This window comes from Bradyrhizobium sp. USDA 223 (assembly GCF_044909005.1).
GTDB classification, from domain to species: Bacteria; Pseudomonadota; Alphaproteobacteria; order Rhizobiales; family Xanthobacteraceae; genus Bradyrhizobium; species Bradyrhizobium yuanmingense.
The window spans coordinates 2,280,684-2,299,993 of record NZ_JBIYDR010000001.1; the positions used below are offsets into that span (position 1 = coordinate 2,280,684).

Below are 19,310 nucleotides of genomic sequence, written 5' to 3' on the forward strand. Positions count from 1 at the left end.
TTCAGCTCTTGGAGACCGTGACCAGGTGCTTCAGCTTCGCGTTGGCTGCGCCGCTGTCGATCGAGCGGACGCCGATCGCGACGCCCTCCTTGAGGTCCTTGGCACGGCCGGCCACGACCAGCGCGGCGGCGGCGTTGAGCAGCGCCACGTCGCGAAAGGGGCTCGGCTTGCCGTCGAGCACGCTCTGCAGCGCGATCGCGTTGGCATCGGCGTCGCCGCCTTTGAGCGCACCGGCCTCGCAACGCGAAAGGCCGGCTTCCTCCGGCGTCACCTCGAAATTCCGGATCTCGCCGTTGTGAAGCGCGGAGACGAAGGTCGGGCCGGTGAGTGTGATCTCGTCGAGGCCGTCGGAGCCGTGCACCACCCAGACGGAGTCGGAGCCGAGATTCTTCAGCACCTGCGCCAGCGGCTGCACCCATTGCCTGGAGAACACGCCGACCATCTGCCGCTTCACGCCGGCCGGATTCGACAGGGGACCGAGCAGATTGAAGATCGTGCGCGTGGCGAGCTCGACCCGGGTGGGGCCGACGTTCTTCATGGCGGGATGGTGGGCGGGGGCAAACATGAAGCCGATGCCGCATTCGCGCACGCAGCGGCCGACCTGCTCCGGCTTGAGATCGATCCTCACCCCGAGCGAGGCCAGCACGTCGGCAGCGCCCGAGCGCGACGACAGCGCGCGGTTGCCGTGCTTGGCTACGGGCACGCCGGCGCCCGCGACGATGAAGGACGCGCAAGTCGAGACGTTGACCGAGCCGGAGCCGTCGCCGCCGGTGCCGACGATGTCGACCGCCTCCGGCGGCGCCTGCACGGTCAGCATCTTCGCGCGCATCGCCGCGACCGCGCCGGTGATCTCGTCCACGGTCTCGCCGCGCACCCGCAGCGCCATCAAGAGCCCACCCATCTGCGAGGGCGTGGCCTCGCCGCTCATCATGGCATCGAAGGCGGAAGCGGCTTCGTCACGCGACAGGCTGGCGCCGGTCGCCACTTTTCCAATGATCGATTTCAGGTCGTCCATCGCGTGCTTTCAACTCACTGGTTCGCGCCGGTCACCTGCGCGAAGGCGGCCTGATTAATGGTGGTCCCGATGTCGGTTTCAAGCTTGTTGACGTAGGAAGCGACCTGCTCCTCGGTCTGGGCGCGGTCGAGGCTCTCCTTCAGCTTCTTGACCGCGTCGGAGGCAAAGTCGACCGCGGGATCGACGATGTCGGTGACGCGGAAGACGATCACCTCGCCGCCGCCGCTCACGGCCGTCTGTCCGATGCCGTCCTTGGCGGTGCGGAAGGCCGCCGCCACGACGGTGCCGGGCACGCCGGCGGGCGAGTCGTCGCGCTTGAAGCCCGTCGCGGTCTCGACCTTGGCGCCGACAGCGGCGGCCTCGTCGGCGAGCTTGCCGCCCGCTTCGAGCTTCTGCACCATCTCGGTCGCCTTGGCCTTCAGCTTGGCCGCGATCTGGTCCTGGCGCCAGCGCCCCTCGACCTGGTCGCGGACCTCGTCGAGATTGCGGTCGCGCGAGGGCGTGATGGCGAGCACGTCGTACCAGACATAGCCACCCTTGAACGAGATCGCGTCGTTGTCGACGCCGACGTCGGTGTTGAAGGCCTGCGACACCACGTCGAGGCCCTGCGGGATGTTGGCGATCGGCTGGCCGTTCGGGGCGCGGCCGGAGCGGTCGACGGCCTCGATGGTCACGGCGGTGAGGCCGAGCTTCTGCGCCGCATCGATCACGCTGGAGCCGCCGCCGCGCTCGTCTTCCATCTTGTCGCGGAGGTCGGCGACCTTGACGCGCGCACGCTCAGTCGCGATCTCGCGCTTGATGTCGCCGACAAGCTTGGTGTAGTCGGCCTCGGCGCCCGGCTCGATCTTGTCGACCCTGACGATTGCGACGCCGAGTCCGCTCTGGATCGGCTGGCTGATCTCGCCGGCAGGCAGCGCGAACGCGGCATCGCCGACGGCGGGCGTGAGCGAAGACTTGGTCACCAGTCCCAGGTCGACGTCGGAGGCGCTCAGCCCGCGTTCCTTGCCGATGTCCTCGAACGACGTCCCGCCGACGAGGCGCTCGCGAGCGGCTTGCGCTTCGGCAACGTTCGGAAACACGATCTGCTGGATCTGGCGCTTTTCCGGCGTGCCCAGCCGATCCTTGCGCTGCTCGAACGCCTTCCGGGCATCCTCGTCCGAGACCTCGGTCCATTTGCCGATCTCTTCCGGCGAGACCACGACGAAGGAGATCTTGCGATATTCGGGCGCGCGGAACTGGACCTTGTGATCCTCGAAATAGGCGGCAAGCGCCTCGGGCGAGGGCGGGTCGATCGGACCGGCCTGCGCGGCGTCGAGCCGGACGAATTCAATCGAGCGTTGTTCGTTCTGGTAGCGCGTCAGGACGTCGACCATGGCCTTCGGGGGCTCGAGGCCGGCGCCGACCGTGCCGGTGATCTGCCGGCGCAGCGATACCTTGCGCTGTTCGGCGACATAGCGCTGCTCGGTGTAGCCGAAATTGCGGATCAAGGCTTGGAAGCGATTGGGGTCGAAATTGCCGCCGATACCCTTGAAGTTGGGGTCGTTCATGATGAGCTGGCGGATCTGCTCGTCGGATTGGCCGAGGCCGAGCCGGCGCGCCTCTTCGTCAAGCGCGGCCTCGGCAATGGTCTGCTGCAGCACCTGGCGGTCAAGGCCGAACGCGCGCGCCTGGTCGGACGTCAACGGACGGCCGAACTGGCGGCTGATCTGTTGCAGGCGGTCGGTGTAGATCTGGCGGAACTCGTTGAGCGAGATCTCGGTGCTGCCGATCTTGGCGACCGTGGACTGGCCGAAGCCCTTGAAGATGTCGGCAATGCCCCAAATGCCGAAACTGATGATCAACACGCCCATCACCACGGCCATAATGATCTTGCCGAGCCAGTTCGATGAGGCCTTGCGTATTCCTCGGAGCATTTGGTCCAACTTGTTTGGTCAGGAGGGGAACGGAGCGCGTCTTAATGCAGATTCCGCAAAAGCGCGTCACCAAATTGATAGATCATCATAAAGTGGCGGCTTTCCCCCCGCAACCTCGCCCCGGGCGACCACTTGAAGCTGCGGCGAAAGGGCCTCTGGTCTCTGGAACTGCAGGAGCACCTCTGCTAGCGCATGAACAAACCTCATTCTGCTGGACATTGACATGACCGACGCCATCCGACCGCTGATCGCGGGCAATTGGAAAATGAACGGCCTGAAAGCCCAGGCTGCTGAATTCGACGCCATGCTCAACGGCGCGGCAGACGCGGCTGGCAAGGCCGACCTGCTGGTCTGCCCGCCGGCGACCCTGGTTGCGGCGTTCGCCGAGAAGGCGCGCGGCAAGAAGGTCGCGGTCGGGGCCCAGGACTGCCACCCCAAGGCCTCCGGCGCCCACACTGGCGATATCGCCGCCGAAATGCTCGCCGATGCAGGCGCGACCGCCATCATCGTCGGCCATTCCGAGCGCCGCGCCGACCACGGCGAGGGCGACGCGCTGATCCGGCAGAAGGCCGAGGCGGCCTGGCGCGCCGGGACCGTTGCGATCGTCTGCATTGGCGAAACGCAGGGCCAGCGCGACGCCGGCCAGACCTTGGACATCCTGCGCGGCCAGCTCGACGGCTCGCTGCCGGATGGATCGACGGCGGCCAATCTGGTCGTGGCCTATGAGCCGGTCTGGGCGATCGGCACCGGGCTGACCCCCACAGCCAAGGATGTCGAGCAGATTCATGGCTTTATCCGGGAACTCCTGACCATCAGGTTCAAGGCTGAGGGCGCGAAGATGCGAATCCTCTACGGCGGCTCGGTCAAGCCCTCGAACGCGGCCGAACTGATGGCGGTGAAGAACGTCAATGGGGCTCTGGTCGGCGGTGCCAGCCTGAAGGCGGCCGATTTCCTTGCGATCGCCAAGGGCTGCCCCTAGCTAAGTCCAAACCGCGGGACCGGGCCCGATCGGGGGTGGCATTGCCACCTCCGATCGTGTAACACCGCGCAACTTCAGGAAAACCCGCGAAGCGCGATCGGCCGCCGTCAGGCGCCGCCCGCTTGTGACGGAAGGATATCATGCAGACCGTTGTCATCGTCATCCACCTCATGATCGTCGCCGTCATGATCGGTGCCGTCCTGCTCCAGAAGTCGGAAGGCGGCGGCCTCGGCATGGGCGGCGGCGCGGGCTTCATGTCGAGCCGCGGCACGGCGAACCTTCTGACGCGGACCACCGCGATCTTGGCCGTCGGCTTCTTCCTCACCAGCCTGTTCCTGTCCTGGTATGCCGGTTACGACCGCAAGCCGTCGTCGATCATCGGCCAGCCCTCGCAGACCCAGCCGGCCGGCGGGTCGCCGATCGCGCCGCCGACCTCGGGCGGCATCTTGGATTCGCTGAAGAAGGCTGACGAGCAGCAGCAGGCACCGGCTCCGACCGGTCCTCAGGTGCCGCGCTCGCAATAAAGCAGGGGGGCCATGCAGGGCGGTGGCTACCGTCCTGCATCAACAATCCCCATCAAGGCACTGTCATCACTCTTCGTTTCGGCTCACCCACAGGCCCGCAAAATCTTTGGGGCGGAATGCGAATCGCTTTGGCGAATCGTATTTAGGGGATTAGAGGTTAAGTCCCATGGCGCGGTACATATTCATCACCGGCGGCGTGGTTTCTTCGCTCGGCAAGGGTCTGGCTTCGGCGGCACTGGGTGCCCTGCTGCAGGCCCGAGGCTACAAGGTCCGCCTCCGCAAGCTCGACCCCTATCTCAACCTCGATCCCGGAACGATGTCGCCGTATCAGCACGGCGAAGTGTTCGTGACCGATGACGGCGCGGAGACCGATCTCGATCTCGGTCACTACGAGCGCTTCACCGGCCGTCCCGCGACCAAGGCCGACAACATCACGACCGGGCGCATCTACCAGGACATCATCTCCAAGGAGCGCCGCGGCGATTATCTCGGCGCGACCATCCAGGTGGTTCCGCACGTCACCAACGCCATCAAGGAATTCGTCCTCGACGGCAACGACGATTACGACTTCGTGCTGGTCGAGATCGGCGGCACCGTGGGCGACATCGAGGGCCTGCCGTTCTTCGAGGCGATCCGCCAGCTCAAGAACGAGCTGCCGCGCGATCACGCCGTCTACATCCATCTGACGTTGCTGCCCTATATTCCCAGCGCCGGCGAATTGAAGACGAAGCCGACGCAGCACTCCGTGAAGGAGCTGCGCTCGATCGGCATCCAGCCGGACATCCTGCTCTGCCGCACCGATCGCGAGATCCCGAAGGAAGAGCGGCGCAAGCTCGGGCTGTTCTGCAACGTGCGCGAAAGCGCCGTGATCGAGGCGCGCGACGTCGACAACATCTACGCGGTGCCCGAGGCCTATCACAATGCGGGCCTCGACGATGAGGTGCTCGCCGCCTTCGGCATCGGCTCGCGGATTCCGCCGGAGCTGCGCAGCTGGCAGCAGATCAACGAGCGCATCCGCAACCCCGAGGGCAACGTCACCATCGCCATCGTCGGCAAGTACACCGGCATGAAGGATGCGTACAAATCGCTGATCGAGGCGCTCTCGCATGGCGGCATCGCCAACAAGGTGAAGGTCAATCTCGACTGGATCGAGAGCGAGATCTTCGAGAAGGAGGATCCGGCGCCGTTCCTCGAGCACGTCAACGGCATCCTGGTGCCCGGCGGCTTCGGCCAGCGCGGCGCCGAAGGCAAGATCAAGGCGGCGCAGTTCGCGCGCGAGCGCGACGTGCCGTATTTCGGCATCTGCTTCGGCATGCAGATGGCGGTGATCGAGGCCGCGCGAAACCTCGTCGGCATCGAGGACGCCAACTCCACCGAGTTCGGCCCGACCAAGGAGCCGCTGGTCGGCCTGATGACGGAGTGGCTGCGCGGCAACGAGCTGGAGAAGCGCTCGCAGGCCGGCGACCTCGGCGGCACGATGCGGCTTGGCGCCTATCCGGCAACGCTCAACCGCGGCAGCCGCGTCTCGCAGGTCTATGGCGGCGCAACCGAAATCTCCGAGCGTCACCGCCATCGCTACGAGGTCAACACCGCCTACAAGGACCGCCTCGAGCAGCACGGCCTGAAGTTCTCAGGCCTCTCGCCCGACGGCGTGCTGCCTGAAATCGTCGAGTACGAGGACCACCCCTGGTTCATCGGCGTCCAGTTCCACCCCGAACTGAAGTCGCGCCCCTTCGAGCCGCATCCGCTGTTCGCTTCGTTCATCGAGGCAGCGGCGAAGCAGAGCCGGCTGGTGTAGCCGGCTCGGTCTGCCCTGACCAAAGTCTTGCTCGCACGTCCGGTTACGCGGCCGCGATGTCCATCCTGCGGCAGAAGCAAGATGCCTTGATCGGCACCTCCGCCCGCGACTGGGCGAGGTCAAGTCGCTGCTTGATCAGCGGCCTCTCGGCCTTGTCGCCACGCCGCATGAGACATTCGTGCAAACCGTGAAGCGACCACAGATTGTCGGGATGCTGGCAGGCCCGGCTCAGCTTTCCATCGAGGCCGAGATCGGAACGGTACACTGCCTCGGCTTCCTCGACCCGTCCCTGCTCCAGCAGCAGCGCGCCGAGTGCGTGACGCGGTGGCTGCATCCATCCCCACGGCTCGTCATAGGGCAAGGCGTCGCTGAGCGCGACCGATCTGCGCAGCTCAGCGAACGCGAAGTCGTAATTGGCTTTGCGATATTCCAGTTCGCCATTCAACATGGCTTCGGCCACGCCGAGCAGGGCGACGACCTTGTTGTTGTGCACGAGCCGGCTCTCCGGCACGCGCGTCTTCGCCTGTGCGAACAACGCTTTCTCGGTTTCGGCCTCAGTGACGTGGCCAAGCGCCGAATGAGCCACCGCCTTGGCGTAGTGGATCATCGCCGTCACAGAGCAGTATAGCTCGCGATCCTCCGGCAGCTGTTGGGCAATGATGTCGTGCCATTTGCCGAAACGCACGAGAACGTGCTGCTTCATCGTCAAATACCCTTCCAGGAAGTCCGCCATGGGGGGCGATTGAATGCGCAGCACTGGCTCGGGCACGGTGGCAATGAGTTCCTCGGCCGCTGCGATAGCGGGGGCGTATTGACCCAGGAACATCGCGCCGTAGATGGCGAAGTGGAAGTTGTGGATGACATAGACCAGGTAGACACCCGGATCGTCCGAATAAGCGAGGAATCTGCGGTCGGTCGCCAGCGCCTTCTGATTGTAGAGCAGGACGTCGTTGTACTGCCCGCACAGCACGTCGAGATGCGTCGGCATGTGGATCAGATGGCCGCTATCGGGGGCGATCCCGCGCAGCCGGTCCCCAGCCCGCATCGCCCGTTGCGGGAAGGGCGACATCTCCATGAGGTGGACGTAGAGATGGAGCAGCCCCGGATGATTCCACGCAGCCGGCCATCCATCGAAAGCTTGTTCGAGCACGGCCCTGCATTCCTCGGTGCCAGCGCCCTTGGTGGGTTCTCCAGACTCAAGGTCCCACATCAGCCACGGCGTCTCATTCATGATCGATTCGGCAAAGATGGCTCGGACATCGAGATCTTCGGGATACGTGGCGAAGACCTTTCGCATCTCTCGCGTGAAGGCCTTGTCCCACGGCGCCATGTCCTCGATCGCTTCACGCTGCGGATAGCGCACCGACAAGGCGCGGATCAGCGCTTGCTCGACCGGGCTCGCCCTATCCGCCTGCGCGAGCGCGTCCTGCGTCGCATCGTATGATGCCGCCAGCGCCAATTGACGGCCTTGTGCGTCATAGCGGACCCAGGGCAGGTTGTAGTTGGGACCCGCGGCGTAGCCGATGCCCCAGTGGGCCATGGCGCAGCTGTTATCGAACTCGAGCGCCTTGCGAAAGCATTTGATCGCCTCGCCGTGGTTGAATCCGAACACCCAGTTGAGCCCTCGGTCGAACCAGAGCTGCGCATCGGGCGAAGTCGTGCTGATCTTGCGGCTGTAGGGTCCGAGATCAAAATAGGTCATTGCCTCTGCCCCCCTTTGATCGCTTCGGTCGTTTTGCCGATTGCTCGGGCCGTCGGCGGCTGATCCGTCCGGACCGAGCCTGCACATTATCAAGAGCGCCGGCTCCGCGCTATCGAGCTATGCGCGAAACGCCATGAGGTCGCCCGGGCGAGGCTCAAGACAGAGTTGTGGCCAGCGGGTATAACCGCCGCTCCTGCCAGGGAGGGAGCAAGAATGATCTACGAAATGCGTATCTATCGCTGCGTGCCGGGCCGCCTGCCGGCGCTGCTGAAGCGCTTCGAGACCGCCACGCTAAAAATCTGGGAGAAGCACGGCATCAAGCAGGCCGGGTTCTTCACCACCCTGATCGGCGAATCCAACCAGGAGCTGACCTATTTCCTCGCCTGGGACTCGCTTGCCGAGCGCGAGAAGAAGTGGGGCGCGTTCATGACCGATCCGGACTGGATGAAGGCGCGCGCCGAGAGCGAAGCCGACGGCCAGATCGTCGCCAACATCGTCAGCCAGATCCTGACCCCGACCGCCTTCTCGGCGGTGAAGTAGCAGGCGGCGGGCAGGGAACCCTGGCGCAACCCTGATATTCGGACCGCCCTGGCGGAAGAGGGTTGATCCGACCCTCGTGGCGGCTATGGTCGCGCCGAAACGAGGGATTTGCCTTGAGCTCTTCGAATTCAGCGGCGCCGGTCGTCACCATCGGCAGGGTCAAATTCGGCAATGATTTGCCGATCTCGGTCATTGCTGGGCCCTGCCAGCTCGAGAGCCGCCAGCACGCGCTGGAGGTCGCCTCCGCGCTGAAGGAGATCGCCGCGCGGCTGAACATCGGCCTCGTCTACAAGACCTCGTTCGACAAGGCCAACCGCACCAGCGCGGCGGCGGCGCGCGGGCTGGGCCTTGCGCAGTCGCTGCCGATCTTCGCCGAGATCCGATCCTCGCTCGGCCTGCCCGTCCTGACCGACGTGCACGAAGCCACGCAATGCGCCGAGGTGGCGCAGGCCGTGGACATCCTGCAGATTCCAGCCTTTCTGTGCCGGCAGACGGATCTGCTGCTGGCGGCGGCCGCGACCGGCAAGGTCGTCAACGTCAAGAAGGGCCAGTTCCTGGCACCCTGGGACATGGCCAACGTCGTGACCAAGATCACGAGCGCGAACAATCCCAACGTGCTCGTCACCGAGCGCGGCGCCTCGTTCGGCTACAACACGCTCGTCTCCGACATGCGCGCGCTGCCGATCCTGGCGCGCACCACCGGTGCGCCCGTCATCTTCGACGCCACCCATTCGGTACAGCAGCCGGGCGGGAAGGGGACGTCCTCGGGCGGCGAGCGCGAATTCGTCCCGGTGCTGGCGCGTGCAGCTGTCGCGGTCGGCGTTGCCGGCGTCTTCATCGAGACCCATCCCGATCCCGATCGCGCGCCTTCCGACGGTCCTAACATGGTGCCGCTGCGCGAGTTCGAAGGGCTCATCGCCCGGCTGATCGCGTTCGACGCGCTGGCAAAGAATCCGCGCTGATGCAGCAGAGCGAGGCGCGGCCGCCAGATCACGGCTTGCCGACGGCGCTCTACGTCATCTCAGGCGCAAGCTTCGCCGCTGCCTTGTCGGCCCGTGCACTCGATCCGGTGCTGCCGCACGTCGCCGAGGATTTTGGCGTCAGCATCGCGACCGCCGCGGGCTTTGCCGCGGTGTTCGCCTTCACCTTCTCGATCATCCAGCCGATTATCGGCGCCGCCGCCGATCTGTTCGGCAAGACGCGGCTGATGATCGGCTGCCTCGCGCTGCTCGGCCTCGCCAACATCCTGGGCGCATTCTCGACGTCGTTCTCGGTTCTGTTTGCGACCCGCATCCTCGCGGGCATCGGCTCCGGCGGCGTATTTCCGGTGGCGCTCAGCCTGACCAGCGATCTCGTCGGGCCCGAGAAACGCCAGGTTGCGATCAGCCGCACGCTCGCCGGCGCCATGACCGGCAATCTGCTCGGCGCCTCGGCCTCCGGCCTGATCGGCGATTTCCTCGGCTGGCGCGGCGTGCTGGCGGTGCTCGGTGTGCTCGTGATCGTCGCATCGATCGCGGTCGCTGCCGGCTTTCGTGGCGCCAAGGTCAAGCATCCGCCGAAGACGAGCCTGTCGGCGCTGAAGGCCGGCTATCGCACCATCTTCACCAACCCGAATGCCTATGTCTGCTATTCGGCTGTGTTCATCGAAGGCTGCTGCGTGCTCGGGCTGTTTCCCTACATCGCTTCGTTCCTGTTCGAGCTCGGCCAGACCTCGTTGTCGATCGCCGGCATCGTCATCGCCGGCTTTGCGGTCGGCGGCCTGTTCTACACGCTAACGGTGTCGCGCCTGCTGCCTTGGCTCGGCGTGAAGGGGATGATGATCGCAGGGATGACGCTGGTCGCCTCACAGCTCATCGCCGTCGCCTTCGGTCCACGCTGGGAAGTGCAGGCGCTGAATCTCGTCGTGATGGGCTGGGGCTTCTACATCGCCCATGGCTGTCTCCAGGTCTTCGCCAGCGAGCTCTCGGTCGAGGCGCGCGCCACAGCGATGTCGCTGCATTCGTTCTTCTTCTTCATGGGGCAGACGGTGGGGCCGCTCGCCTACGGCTTCGGGCTCCAGCATGCCGGCAAGATGGCGACCTTGTCTGCAAGCGCCGCGATCATGGTGCTGCTCGGCCTCGTCTGCGCGCGGCTGCTCAAGCAGCGGGCGCCGTCAGACGCCCGCGTCTGAGCGCGCGTCCGGAAGAAGCGCCCTCTCAAAAAGCTTCGCGAGCAGTCTTTGTGGTGCTCAGGCGCTCGCGTGGGCCTCCTGCCAGAGGTCAAGCACCTCGTGGCGCGTAATGCCACGGGTGATGAACACGATGCGCGAACGGCGGTCGGCATTGGGCCATTTTGCCAGCGCCACCGGCGGATGGAAGACGTGGTGGACGCCATGGACCGCGACCGGCGTCGCTTCATCGCGAAGATTCAAGATGCCCTTGACCCGCAAGAGGTCCTCGCCCCGGGTGGCACGCAGATGTGCGAGCCAGCGCGATACGGCCATCCAGTCAAGGGGATCGTCGAATGCGATCATGAAGCTGAGGATCGACGCATCGTGGCTATGATGCTCGTGATGGGCGTGACCGTCATCGTGATGATGGCCGCGCTCATGCGCCGCCTTGGCGAAGTCGGCGAACGCCTGCTCGTTGAGCCAGCGCTCGATATCGGCTGTCTTCTTTTCGGGGTCAATGAGGGCGGCGCCGAACAGTTGAGCCGGATCGACCTCGCCATGCGCCACGTTCTCGATCCTGGCGCCGGGATTGAGCCGACGAAGCCGCAAGTCCAGTGCGTCAGTGTCATTGACCAAATCGCGCTTGGTGATCAGCAGCCGGTCAGCGAGCGCGACCTGCTTCACCGCCTCGTATTGGCGGTCGAGCTGCCGCGCTGCATTGACCGCGTCGACGGTGGTCACCACGGTGTCTAGCCGCAGGAAATGCGAGACCAAGGGGTTGTTCAGCAGCAGCTGAGCGATGGGAGCAGGGTCAGCCAACCCCGTCGTCTCAACCAAAATCCTGCGGAACGGCGGGACCTCGCCACGATCGCGGCGCACCAGCAGCGCGCGCAGGGTCTCTTCTAGATCGCTGCGAATAGTGCAGCAAATACAACCACTCGCAAGCACGGCGACTTCGCCGTCCACGCGTTCCACGAGGAGGTGGTCGAGGCTGACCTCGCCATATTCGTTGATGATGACGGCGCTGTCCTTCATCGCGTCATGGCGCAGCAGGCGGTTGAGCAGTGTCGTCTTGCCGCTGCCAAGAAAGCCGGTGATCAGTGACACCGGAGTCCGCTCGGCGGATTTGTCGCTCTCGAACAGGCTCATCGGCGTCCTCAACCCTGGTCTTATTTTTGTCGCTGGACAACAGCCTAATGGAGGACGAGCATTCCGAAAACAGGATCTTAAGCCCGATCTCAGCGGGCACACCCCGGGAGGAAGCGATGGACGATACCAAAGGCGATGAAGAGAAGGGCGGTGCGGCGACCGATCGGCGGACCTTGCTCCGCACGGCAGGTCTTGCTGGTGCGGCTGGGGCGGCGTTCGCAGGTGCGATGCACGGCAAGTTCTCACTTGCACCGATCACCGCGGCCCAAGCCCAAACCCCGGCGATGCCAAAGGGCGTGGACAAGCCTTGGTGGCCCTCGAAATGGGGCAAGGACGACGAGGCTGGCGCGTCGAACCACATCACGCCGGCGAAGGTTCTCGATGCCGTGAAGTGGATCAAGGATGGCAAGATCTACAAGATCGGCCGCGTTTACGAGCAAGGCATGCCGTTGTTCGGCGCCCGCGCATTCTCGTTGCGCATTCCCGGCGGGCCGACTGGCGGCCCGTTCGGCGACAACAAGCTCGTCTATCACGACGAGTTTCTCGCCACCGAAATCGGCCAGACCGGCACACAATTCGACGGACTCGGCCATATCGGTATCCAGCTGGGCAAGGACGGCGACAAGAGCGAGATGCGCTTCTACAACGGCTTCACTGCCGCTGAGATCGGCGACGCCTACGGCCTGAAGAAGCTTGGCACCGAGAAGCTCAAGCCGCTGTTCACACGCGCCCACCTGATCGATATGGTCGCGCTGAAGGGCGGCATGATGGATGCGGGCCAAGAGATCACCTCGGCCGATATCAAGGCGGCGCTGGCGAAGCAAAGCATCGCGGAGAGCGACATCAAGCCAGGCGATGCGATCATGTTCCACACCGGCTGGGGCTCCCTGTGGATGAAGAACAATGATCGCTACAATAGCGGCGAGCCTGGGATCGGCCTCGATGCCGCGAAGTGGATCATCGAGAAGGATCTCGCGCTGACTGCGGCCGACACCTGGGCGGTCGAGGTGGTGCCCAATCCCGACAAGTCGCTCGCTTTCGCGGTTCATTCCGAATTGCAGACCAAGCACGGCATTCTCAACCACGAGAACCTGATCTTCGACGAGTTGATTGCCGACAAGAAGTACCAGTTCGTCTACTGCTTCACGCCGTCGCCGATCAAAGGCGCGACCGGCAGCAATGGCTGTCCGATCGCGATCACCTGAGGCGGACAAAACGCGGGTGGGCGGGCTTCCCCGCGCACCCGCGAAAGGCCGCCCGATCTGCCCCGCCCGCGATAGGCGCGAGGCCGGGAGGCATTGCTCCCCATCCTGACCGCGCTCGGCAATGCCGGCCTCACCACCATCCTCTCCGGTTTCGAGACTACTTCCACGGTAGGGGAGCGCGATCGCCGTCCGGACCGACGAGCCGCGCCGGCTGCGCCGCTTCGCGCTGTTCCGGTGTCGCGGGTGCTCAGAAAATATGCAAATTTTTGTTGCTCGACAAACACATCGCGCCGAAAATCGTCCAGCCATGCGTGATGACACCGATCATCGATGGTTCGCGGGTGGCGAAGCAGCTAGATATTCGCTGTTTGAATATCTGACAATCGAGGGCAGCTGCAGCGCAGGGCCCAGCGGAATTTTCAATGATCCGGGCGGACGGGGTTGGGCCCACGCGTGGGGCGCTCTTGAGGGCTTTTCTCGCCGGCACAGCTCTTGCGACGGTTGCCTTGGTGCCGTCCCTGGCGCGAGCGCAGGTCTGGCAGGACGGTGGCATCGACAACGGCAATTACAACGCGCCGTCCAATTGGTCGACTGGTACGGTCCCCGACACCGCGGGTGAAACCGCGACCTTTTCCTCGACGGGCACGACGGCCGTCACAGTCACCCTTGGCCCCATCGCGCCCCAGTCCTGGATTTTCGACGCTGCCTCACAAGGCTACACAATCAGCGGTCAGGCGGTGAATTTTGTCGCCGGCATCACCAACAATGCCGTCGGTGTCGGTACTTTCATCTCGATCAGCAACAACATGACGGGCGCGACGATCTCGCAGGCAGGGTCGAGCCGGTTGACGCTGTCCGGCACCAACTCGTTCACCACCACCAGCGTTACCGCCGGAACCTTCGTCAACACCGGCAGCCTGACGACGTCGCTGACCGTCAGTGCGATCGCGAGCAATCAAGGTACCCTGATCGGCGACATCACCACCACCACCGGTTTCTCCAATCTTCCAGCCGGCATCATCTCCGCGACGACGATTGCCAACAACGGTGGCACGTTCTTCAACAATGGCTCGATCACGACGACCGGAGGCACGACCAATGCCGCCGGCGCCACCTTCAACACGACGGGCACGGTCAACGGCGGACTGACGAATGCGGGCACGGCCAACGCGAGGGGCGTGTTCAATGACGGCATCACCAACCAGGGCAGCGGCGCCTTCGCGCTGAGCGGCGACCTGACCACCAATGGTGCGGTGACCAACAACGGGACATCGAGCCTGGCCGTGCAGTTCGGCAGCTTCACCGGCATCACGACGCTGACGAACAATTCGACCTCGGCCACGGCGGTCCAGGTGGCGGCAGGCCGGACGCTGAGCGCGACCAGCATCGTCAACAACGCCGGTCCCTTCACCAACGCAGGTACGGTGACGACGACCGCCGGGACGACGAACGCAGCCGCCGGTACCTTCACGACGACTGGAACGGTCAATGGCGGACTGACGAATTCCGGCACGACGAACGCAGCCGGCACGATCAACGGCAACGTCGACCATCAAGGCGGTACCTTCACGGTGACCGGTGCGCTCACCGTCAACGGGACCCTGACCACCGGTGCAATATCCGACCTTTTTGTCTCAGGCGGCGATCTCACCGTCACGACGCTGATCAACCAGGCCAGTGCGATGATTCACGCCACCTGGATCGACGCCGGCCGGACGGTCAATGCAACGACCGTGACCAACGACGGCAATCTTGGAGTCACGGGAACGCTGAATGCGACAAACACGATCAGCAACGCCATCGGCGCCAATATTGTCGTCGACCCCACCGGGACGATCAATGGATCGATCAACGCCGCCGGCGGATACACGCAGCTCTATGGGACGATCAACGGCAACGTGACACTGTCCGGCGGTCTCGCTTCGATGAACACCTATGGCGGCAGCGTCACGGGGCGGGTGGACATGACGGCTGCCGGTGCGAATGTCTACTCGACCTCGGGCGGCGCGACCTACGGCTCGCTCGCCGGCGTGGCGGGCACCCAGCTCAATACGGGCGCATTTGCCTTCACCGTCGGCGGAGACAATTCGACGTCTGTGTTCGCCGGATCCATCATTGGTGCCGGTAGCTTCGTGAAGACCGGTTCCGGCGCCCTGATCCTGTCCGGCGACAGCAGCGGTTACACCGGCACCACCACGGTTGACGGGGGCACGCTCGTTGTGTCGGGGTCGCTGGCTTCGTCGGCTCTTACCACCGTCAATTCCAATGGATACCTGGCCGGAAACGGTGCAGTCGGAGCCACCCTGATCGCGGGAGGCTATTTCTCGCCGGGTGCGCCAGGTAGCCCGGGAACCTCCATGGCAGTGACAAGCCTCGTGATGCAACCTGGGGCGTACTTCAATGTCTTCGTCAATCCCACAACCTCCACCTTTGCCAATGTTGCCGGCAATGCATCGCTTGGCGGCGCCACCGTTAGTGCAAATTTTGCGGCCGGCTCTTACGTCGCCAAGCAGTACACGATCCTGAATGCGACCAGCATCACCGGCGCGTTCAGTCCTACGGTGACCAATATTGGCCTGCCGTCAGGTTTTCACACCAGCGTGAGCTATGACGCCACACATGCTTATCTGGACCTCGCGCTGAACTTCGTGCCCCCGTCCGGCAACCTCAACGGCAATCAGCAGAACGTCGGCAACACGATCATCAATTACTTCAACACCAACGGCACGATCCCGATCGCGTTCGGCGGCCTGACGCCCGCCGGCTTGACCCAGCTCTCCGGCGAGGTCGGCAGCGCGCCGCAGCAGGCGACCTTCAACGCGATGAGCCAGTTCATGGGCGTGATGACCGATCCATTCATCGCGGGCCGCGGCGATCCCGTCAGTGCGGGCGGGACGCCGAATGCCTATGCGGATGAGACAGCCCTGGCGTACGCGCGCAAGCGCCAGCCGAACGACGCACTGGCTGCGATCTACACCAAGGCACCGATCGCACCGTCGTTCGAGCAGCGCTGGAGCGTCTGGGCGGCGGGCTTCGGCGGCGCGCAGCAAACCGAGGGCAACGCCGTCGTCGGATCGAACACCACCACAAGCAACCTCTATGGCACCGCCGTCGGTGCGGATTATCGCATCTCGCGGGATACGCTGGTTGGCTTCGCGCTCGCCGGCGGCGGCACCAACTTCACCGTAGCGAACGCGCTCGGCGGCGGCCGGTCCGACCTGTTCCAGGCCGGCGCCTTCTTCCGGCACATCGTCGGCCCTGCCTACATCACCGGTGCGCTGGCCTATGGATGGCAGGACATCACCACAGATCGCACCGTGACGGTTGCCGGCGTCGATCGCCTGCGCGCCGAGTTCAACGCCAACGCCTATTCCGGCCGCCTCGAGGGCGGCTACCGCTTCGTCACGCAGGGCGTCGGCCTTACGCCTTACGCCGCAGCGCAGTTCACGACGTTCGACCTGCCGGCTTACGCCGAACAGGCCATCGTCGGCGGCAACCTGTTCGCGCTGGCCTATGGTGCCAAGAGCGTCACTAACACCCGCACCGAGCTCGGCCTGCGCACGGACAAATCCTTCGCCCAGGCCGACGGGATCGTCACCTTGCGCGGGCGGCTCGCCTGGGCGCACGACTTCAATCCGGACCGCGCCATCGGAGCCACGTTCCAAGCTCTGCCCGGCGCGAGCTTTGTCGTGAACGGCGCGGCGATGGCCGCCGATTCCGCGCTGGTGACGGGATCGGTCGAGAAGAAGTGGCTGAGCGGCTGGTCGGCTGCCGGTACGTTCGAGGGCGAGTTCTCGAACGTCACGCGCTCCTACGCAGGAAAGGGCGTGGTGCGGTACGCGTGGTGAAACGGATCCTGTCGGGACAGGACCTGGACAGACGCACTGAGAGAGGCGTTATTTCGCCCCGCCGGCCGCGATGGGCTCCATCCCGCTCGCGATGATGGCGTCGTGCGCGGCGGGGGAGGCGAGGAAGTTTATCAAGGCGCGGCCAGCCTCCGGCTCCTTCGCGCCCGTCGCAATCCCAGCCGAGAAGATCGTGATCCTCTGCAATTCGTCCGGCAGGGGACCTACGATGTCGATGCCCTTGACGGGCTTCAACTCGCTGATCTGCTGAAAGCCGAGCTCGGCCTCGCCGTGCGCGACGATCTCGCCGACCGGCGTCGCCGGAATCTTGCGCGCCTTGTCCTTCATGGCCTCAGTGATGCCGAGCTTGTCGAACATCTCGGTCGAGACGTAGACGCCACTGGCGCTATCGGAATAGGCGATCGTCTTCGCCGCCAGCAGCGCGCGCTTGACCGCATCGGCCGAGCTGATGTCCGGCTTCGGCGCGCCCGATTTCACCGCGATTCCGATCGGCGACTTCGTGAGATCGACCTGGCTGCCGGCGACGACCTTGCCTTTGCTCGCGAGGTCGCTAAGGGCATAGCCCACCATGATCAGGACGTCGGCCGGCTCGCCGCGCTCGAGCCGGACCGGAATCGCGTTCGCGGTCGTTCCCATCGACGGCCCATATTCGGTGAGCACCTTGTGGCCACTGGTCTTTTCGAATTCCGGCACGAGCGCCTTGTAGGCCGCCGTCAGCCCGCCCGAAATCATCACCCGCACCTCAGCGGCATCTGATGTGCCGGTCAGCAAGAGGAGGCCGAAGAGGCCTAGCGCCAAATTACGGAATGTTGCCGAGATTGATGTCATCGTCTTCGCCTCTAACTAGCCCCGTCCGCGATAGGGCGCGACGCCTTGCTCGGGCACCCAAAGGCCCTTCGGCACGCGGCCGGTCTGCCAGAACACGTCGATCGGGATGCCGCCGCGCGGATACCAATAGCCGCCGATGCGCAGGAATTTCGGCTTGATCTCCGACGCGATACGCTTGCCGATCATCACGGTGCAGTCCTCGTGGAACGCGCCGTGATTGCGGAAGCTCGCGATGTAGAGCTTGAGCGATTTCGATTCCAGCAGCCAAGCGCCTGGCGCGTAGTCGATCATCAGATGCGCGAAATCCGGCTGGCCCGTGACCGGGCAGAGCGAGGTGAATTCCGGCACCGTGAAGCGGACCAGATAATCCGTGCCTTTCTGCGGATTGGGCACGCGGTCGAGTTGGGCCTCTTCCGGCGTGTGCGGCCATTCGACCGCGCGGCCGAGCTGGAGGGACTTTTTCGCCATCGTCGTCAACATCCTGTTTCGGATGCCGGGATGGACGCAAACGGGCTCGTCGTCAACCGGCGGCGATTGTCTGGATCATGACGATGCGATCGTTGCCGGACTCGCAGCCCCAAAGCTCGCCCGGCCGGCCGTCGAGCTGGCGGACATTGGCGTTGGCCTTGTCGCTGGCGAAGACGTTGAACTTCTCGGTGGCGGGATCGAAGCGCACAATGGCATTGGCGGAGAAATCGGTCAGCCAGACCTTGTCCTTGTCGTCGACGTACACGGCATAGGCGCGGGGACGTTCGCCCGGCAGCTTCCAGGTCCTCCACGAGCCGTCGGCGGGATCATGCACCGAGACGTGGCCGCTGTTCCACTCGCTGACCCAGATCCGGCCCCTCGAATCCGACCAGACGCGCCGCGACCCCTGGTTCGGGGTCGGCGGTTCGACCACGGTCGCATTGCCGCCCGCGCGGTCGATCTTCGCGATATGGCTGCCGCCGAGGGAGGCGTACCAGACATCACCGTTGGGCGTGACCGTGATGCCGTAGGGGCCGCCCCCCTTCGGCGCCTTGAACACATTCATCTCGCCGGTCTTCGGAGACAGCCGCCCGTAATAGCCGGATTGGCCGGTGAACCAGTAGGTGCCATCCTTGTCGAACACGCCGGTGTTGAGATTGGCGGAGGCGAACCTTTCCGGCAGGCGGAACAACGTCACCTTGAGATCGGCAGGGTCGACCCGCGCAATCGCGTTCTGGCCGCCCTCGGTGATCCAGGGCGCGCCGTCGGGCCCGATGGTCACGCCGTGTGGGGCCGCGCCTTGGCCGAGGCTGACCGTCTTGAAGCGGCCATCGCGTGGATCGAGGCTGCCGAGCAGGCCCTTGCCCTGCGCCGTGAACCAGATCGTGCCGTCAGGGGCGGGCGTGAGATCGTGCAGGCCGATACCCGGGCTGATGGGGTAGTATCTCGTCCGGAACGCGCCTTCCTGCGCAAAACCTGGGCGGGCGGCGAGCAGCGCGGCGCTCGAAGCAAGAAATTGGCGGCGATTCATGGCGTTACCCCGACTGTTTGAGATTGAGGTTGGGCACGCGGACCAGATGCGGTCGAGCATATTCTGAGGCGCCTTTCGCGTCAGGCGGAGCGGTGCGTCCAAGCGTTCACATTTGCTTGCGGCCCGTGTAAGACCCGCGGCACC

Annotated in this window: 15 protein-coding genes; 8 read left to right on the forward strand and 7 right to left on the reverse strand. The window is 64.7% G+C overall.

Annotated elements, in window-relative coordinates:
- Window position 1: 1 nt before the first annotated feature.
- Complete coding sequence (gene trpD, locus ABIA40_RS10410) at window positions 2-1,015, reverse strand: anthranilate phosphoribosyltransferase (protein ID WP_271537740.1); 1,014 nt, start codon at window positions 1,013-1,015, stop codon at window positions 2-4.
- A 14-nt stretch (window positions 1,016-1,029) separates the two neighbouring features.
- Window positions 1,030-2,928 carry a SurA N-terminal domain-containing protein gene (locus ABIA40_RS10415; RefSeq protein ID WP_271537742.1) on the reverse strand — a complete coding sequence of 633 codons (1,899 nt, stop codon included), beginning with the start codon at window positions 2,926-2,928 and terminating at the stop codon, window positions 1,030-1,032.
- Between the two features lie 223 nt (window positions 2,929-3,151).
- Here ABIA40_RS10415 and tpiA point away from each other — a divergent pair, with 223 nt between their 5' ends.
- The 3 genes from tpiA to ABIA40_RS10430 all read left to right on the forward strand — a co-directional run bounded on the left by tpiA (window position 3,152) and on the right by ABIA40_RS10430 (window position 6,229).
- The gene (gene tpiA, locus ABIA40_RS10420) at window positions 3,152-3,907 is read left to right on the forward strand and encodes a triose-phosphate isomerase (protein WP_271537744.1); all 756 of its coding nucleotides are present in this window, start codon (window positions 3,152-3,154) and stop codon (window positions 3,905-3,907) included.
- A gap of 140 nt (window positions 3,908-4,047) precedes the next feature.
- A complete protein-coding gene (secG, locus tag ABIA40_RS10425; RefSeq protein ID WP_036009912.1) occupies window positions 4,048-4,431 on the forward strand; it encodes a preprotein translocase subunit SecG in 384 nt (127 codons plus the stop codon).
- A 166-nt stretch (window positions 4,432-4,597) separates the two neighbouring features.
- On the forward strand, window positions 4,598-6,229 hold the full coding sequence (locus tag ABIA40_RS10430) for a CTP synthase (protein WP_157283627.1): 1,632 nt from the start codon (window positions 4,598-4,600) through the stop codon (window positions 6,227-6,229).
- Window positions 6,230-6,272: 43 nt separating this feature from the next.
- Here ABIA40_RS10430 and ABIA40_RS10435 read toward each other — a convergent pair whose 3' ends face one another.
- Window positions 6,273-8,018: a hypothetical protein gene (locus ABIA40_RS10435; protein WP_404540919.1), complete on the reverse strand. Its 1,746-nt coding sequence runs from the start codon at window positions 8,016-8,018 to the stop codon at window positions 6,273-6,275.
- Between the two features lie 126 nt (window positions 8,019-8,144).
- Here ABIA40_RS10435 and ABIA40_RS10440 point away from each other — a divergent pair, with 126 nt between their 5' ends.
- From ABIA40_RS10440 to ABIA40_RS10450, 3 genes are all read left to right on the forward strand, one after another.
- On the forward strand, window positions 8,145-8,471 hold the full coding sequence (locus ABIA40_RS10440) for an NIPSNAP family protein (protein WP_275499708.1): 327 nt from the start codon (window positions 8,145-8,147) through the stop codon (window positions 8,469-8,471).
- A gap of 113 nt (window positions 8,472-8,584) precedes the next feature.
- Window positions 8,585-9,433: a 3-deoxy-8-phosphooctulonate synthase gene (kdsA, locus tag ABIA40_RS10445; protein WP_404540921.1), complete on the forward strand. Its 849-nt coding sequence runs from the start codon at window positions 8,585-8,587 to the stop codon at window positions 9,431-9,433.
- A complete protein-coding gene (locus ABIA40_RS10450) occupies window positions 9,433-10,641 on the forward strand; it encodes an MFS transporter (protein WP_275499704.1) in 1,209 nt (402 codons plus the stop codon). Before kdsA ends, ABIA40_RS10450 begins: the two co-directional genes overlap by 1 nt.
- A gap of 57 nt (window positions 10,642-10,698) precedes the next feature.
- Here the strand turns inward: ABIA40_RS10450 and ABIA40_RS10455 are convergent, their stop codons facing one another.
- Window positions 10,699-11,769 carry a CobW family GTP-binding protein gene (locus ABIA40_RS10455; protein WP_404540924.1) on the reverse strand — a complete coding sequence of 357 codons (1,071 nt, stop codon included), beginning with the start codon at window positions 11,767-11,769 and terminating at the stop codon, window positions 10,699-10,701.
- A 116-nt stretch (window positions 11,770-11,885) separates the two neighbouring features.
- Here ABIA40_RS10455 and ABIA40_RS10460 point away from each other — a divergent pair, with 116 nt between their 5' ends.
- Window positions 11,886-12,974, forward strand: a complete 1,089-nt coding sequence (locus tag ABIA40_RS10460) for a cyclase family protein (RefSeq protein WP_036025182.1) — start codon at window positions 11,886-11,888, stop codon at window positions 12,972-12,974.
- Window positions 12,975-13,438: 464 nt separating this feature from the next.
- The gene (locus tag ABIA40_RS10465) at window positions 13,439-16,822 is read left to right on the forward strand and encodes an autotransporter domain-containing protein (protein WP_404540926.1); all 3,384 of its coding nucleotides are present in this window, start codon (window positions 13,439-13,441) and stop codon (window positions 16,820-16,822) included.
- A 48-nt stretch (window positions 16,823-16,870) separates the two neighbouring features.
- Here ABIA40_RS10465 and ABIA40_RS10470 read toward each other — a convergent pair whose 3' ends face one another.
- The 3 genes from ABIA40_RS10470 to ABIA40_RS10480 are packed head-to-tail and all read right to left on the reverse strand — an operon-like array spanning window position 16,871 to window position 19,166.
- Window positions 16,871-17,668: an extracellular solute-binding protein gene (locus ABIA40_RS10470; protein WP_404540928.1), complete on the reverse strand. Its 798-nt coding sequence runs from the start codon at window positions 17,666-17,668 to the stop codon at window positions 16,871-16,873.
- A 15-nt stretch (window positions 17,669-17,683) separates the two neighbouring features.
- Window positions 17,684-18,148 carry a preQ(1) synthase gene (gene queF, locus ABIA40_RS10475; protein WP_036009878.1) on the reverse strand — a complete coding sequence of 155 codons (465 nt, stop codon included), beginning with the start codon at window positions 18,146-18,148 and terminating at the stop codon, window positions 17,684-17,686.
- A 40-nt stretch (window positions 18,149-18,188) separates the two neighbouring features.
- Window positions 18,189-19,166, reverse strand: a complete 978-nt coding sequence (locus tag ABIA40_RS10480; protein ID WP_404540930.1) for a lyase — start codon at window positions 19,164-19,166, stop codon at window positions 18,189-18,191.
- Between the last annotated feature and the right edge of the window lie 144 nt (window positions 19,167-19,310).